At 55.1% G+C, this 3,273-nt stretch carries 1 rRNA gene; it reads right to left on the bottom strand.

What is annotated here, in order from left to right:
• Positions 1–75: 75 nt before the first annotated feature.
• Positions 76–3,230 (bottom strand): 23S ribosomal RNA (locus CH256_RS05805).
• Positions 3,231–3,273: the final 43 nt, after the last annotated feature.

The raw sequence follows: 3,273 nt of genomic DNA, 5'->3' as shown, positions 1-3,273 counted from the left end.
GTGTATTCGGTTGTGCTTGCTGAACAACTACTCGTGTGTTGTTTCAGATATTGCACAGTGGACGCGTAGCTTCTTTGTGGTAAGTCCTCGGCCTATTAGTACCAGTCACCTGCATCGGTTACCCGACTTCCAGTTCTGGCCTATCAACCCGGTGGTCTGCCGGGGGCCTTACCCCCTCGAGGGGGTGAGAAACCTCATCTTGGAACAGGCTTCCCGCTTAGATGCTTTCAGCGGTTATCCCTTCCGAACGTAGCCAACCAGCGGTGCTCCTGGTGGAACAACTGGCACACCAGAGGTTCGTCCGTCCCGGTCCTCTCGTACTAGGGACAGCCTTCCTCAAGTTTCTTACGCGCGCGGCGGATAGAGACCGAACTGTCTCACGACGTTCTAAACCCAGCTCGCGTGCCGCTTTAATGGGCGAACAGCCCAACCCTTGGGACCTACTCCAGCCCCAGGATGCGACGAGCCGACATCGAGGTGCCAAACCATCCCGTCGATATGGACTCTTGGGGAAGATCAGCCTGTTATCCCCGGGGTACCTTTTATCCGTTGAGCGACACCGCTTCCACTTGCCGGTGCCGGATCACTAGTCCCGACTTTCGTCCCTGCTCGACTTGTCAGTCTCACAGTCAAGCTCCCTTGTGCACTTGCACTCGACACCTGATTGCCAACCAGGCTGAGGGAACCTTTGGGCGCCTCCGTTACATTTTAGGAGGCAACCGCCCCAGTTAAACTACCCACCAGGCACTGTCCCTGAACCAGATCATGGTCCGAGGTTGAGGTATCCAATACGATCAGAGTGGTATTTCAACAACGACTCCACAGTAACTGGCGTCACCGCTTCACAGTCTCCCACCTATCCTACACAAACCGAACCGAACACCAATACCAAGCTGTAGTGAAGGTCCCGGGGTCTTTTCGTCCTGCCGCGCGTAACGAGCATCTTTACTCGTAATGCAATTTCGCCGAGTCTATGGTTGAGACAGCTGAGAAGTCGTTACGCCATTCGTGCAGGTCGGAACTTACCCGACAAGGAATTTCGCTACCTTAGGATGGTTATAGTTACCACCGCCGTTTACTGGGGCTTAAATTCTCAGCTTCGCTCTTACGAGCTAACCGGTCCTCTTAACCTTCCAGCACCGGGCAGGCGTCAGTCCGTATACATCGTCTTACGACTTCGCACGGACCTGTGTTTTTAGTAAACAGTCGCTTCTCACTGGTCTCTGCGGCCCCACCCAGCTCACACTGCAAGAGTGATCACCGGACGAGGCCCCCCTTCTCCCGAAGTTACGGGGGCATTTTGCCGAGTTCCTTAACCATAGTTATCTCGATCGCCTTAGTATTCTCTACCTGACCACCTGTGTCGGTTTGGGGTACGGGCCGTGTAACAACTCACTAGAGGCTTTTCTCGGCAGCATAGGATCACTGAATTCGCCTCAATCGGCTACGCATCACCTCTCAGGCTTGATGAACGGCGGATTTGCCTACCGTTCGCCCTACAGGCTTACACCAGTACAACCACTGACTGGCCCAGCTACCTTCCTGCGTCACCCCATCGCTTGGCTACTACCAGATCAGGTCCCACGCATCCACCCGCAGTCGATGTACCCGAAGGCACACGATCAACGAGATTCAGGGTGGTTAGTGTCACTGATTCACCATGGGCGCGGTTACACGGGTACGGGAATATCAACCCGTTGTCCATCGGCTACGCCTGTCGGCCTCGTCTTAGGTCCCGACTCACCCTGGGCGGATTAACCTGGCCCAGGAACCCTTGGTCATTCGGCGGACGAGTTTCTCACTCGTCTTTCGCTACTCATGCCTGCATTCTCACTCGCGCAGCCTCCACACCTGGATCACTCCGATGCTTCCATGGCTGCACGACGCTCCCCTACCCACCCACACACCTGGCTGAACCCTCGCAAGGGAACAGCGGGCTATTGTGTGAGTGCCGCAGCTTCGGTGGTGTACTTGAGCCCCGCTACATTGTCGGCGCAGGATCACTTGACCAGTGAGCTATTACGCACTCTTTCAAGGGTGGCTGCTTCTAAGCCAACCTCCTGGTTGTCTTCGCGACCCCACATCCTTTTCCACTTAGTACACGCTTAGGGACCTTAGCTGGCGATCTGGGCTGTTTCCCTCTCGACTACGAACCTTATCGCCCGCAGTCTCACTGCCACGCTCTCACTCACCGGCATTCGGAGTTTGGCTGATTTCGGTAAGCTTGTAGGCCCCCTAGACCATCCAGTAGCTCTACCTCCGGTGAGAAACACGTGACGCTGCACCTAAATGCATTTCGGGGAGAACCAGCTATCACGGAGTTTGATTGGCCTTTCACCCCTACCCACAACTCATCCCCTCAGTTTTCAACCTAAGTGGGTTCGGTCCTCCACGACGTCTTACCGTCGCTTCAACCTGGCCATGGGTAGATCACTCCGCTTCGGGTCTAGAACACGCCACTACACCACTTACGTGGATACGCCCTATTCGGACTCGCTTTCGCTACGGCTACCCCACACGGGTTAACCTCGCGACATGCCACTAACTCGCAGGCTCATTCTTCAAAAGGCACGCCATCACCAGCAACAGTAAACTGTTCACCAGCTTTGACGGATTGTAAGCGCACGGTTTCAGGTACTATTTCACTCCCCTCCCGGGGTACTTTTCACCTTTCCCTCACGGTACTAGTCCGCTATCGGTCACCAGGGAGTATTCAGGCTTATCGGGTGGTCCCGACAGATTCACAGCAGATTTCACGGGCCCGCTGCTACTTGGGTATCCGCAACGACAGTTGCAGTGTTTTCGTCTACGGGACTCTCACCCTCTACGACAGGCCGTTCCAGACCACTTCGACTAACACCACAATTTCTCACTGTCGGCCGATCCGGCAGAATCGACAATGCAAACCCCACAACCCTCCATACGCAACCCCTGCCGGGTATCACACGCACAAAGTTTGGCCTCATCCGCTTTCGCTCGCCACTACTCACGGAATCACTGTTGTTTTCTCTTCCTGTGGGTACTGAGATGTTTCACTTCCCCACGTTCCCTCCACACACCCTATATATTCAGGTGCAGGTAACACGACATCACTCGTGCTGGGTTTCCCCATTCGGACACCCTCGGATCACAGCTCGGTTGACAGCTCCCCGAGGCTTATCGCAGCCTCCTACGTCCTTCATCGGCTCCTGGTGCCAAGGCATCCACCGTACGCTCTTCATTACTTACAACAAAGATGCTCGCGTCCACTGTGCAATTCTCAAACAACACACA

Origin of the sequence: Rhodococcus sp. 05-2254-6 (genome assembly GCF_002258565.1) — a bacterium.
In the GTDB taxonomy this organism is placed as follows: domain Bacteria; phylum Actinomycetota; class Actinomycetes; order Mycobacteriales; family Mycobacteriaceae; genus Rhodococcoides.
The sequence above is the reverse complement of the archived record's forward strand: the minus strand, read 5'-3'. Positions and strand labels throughout refer to the sequence as shown.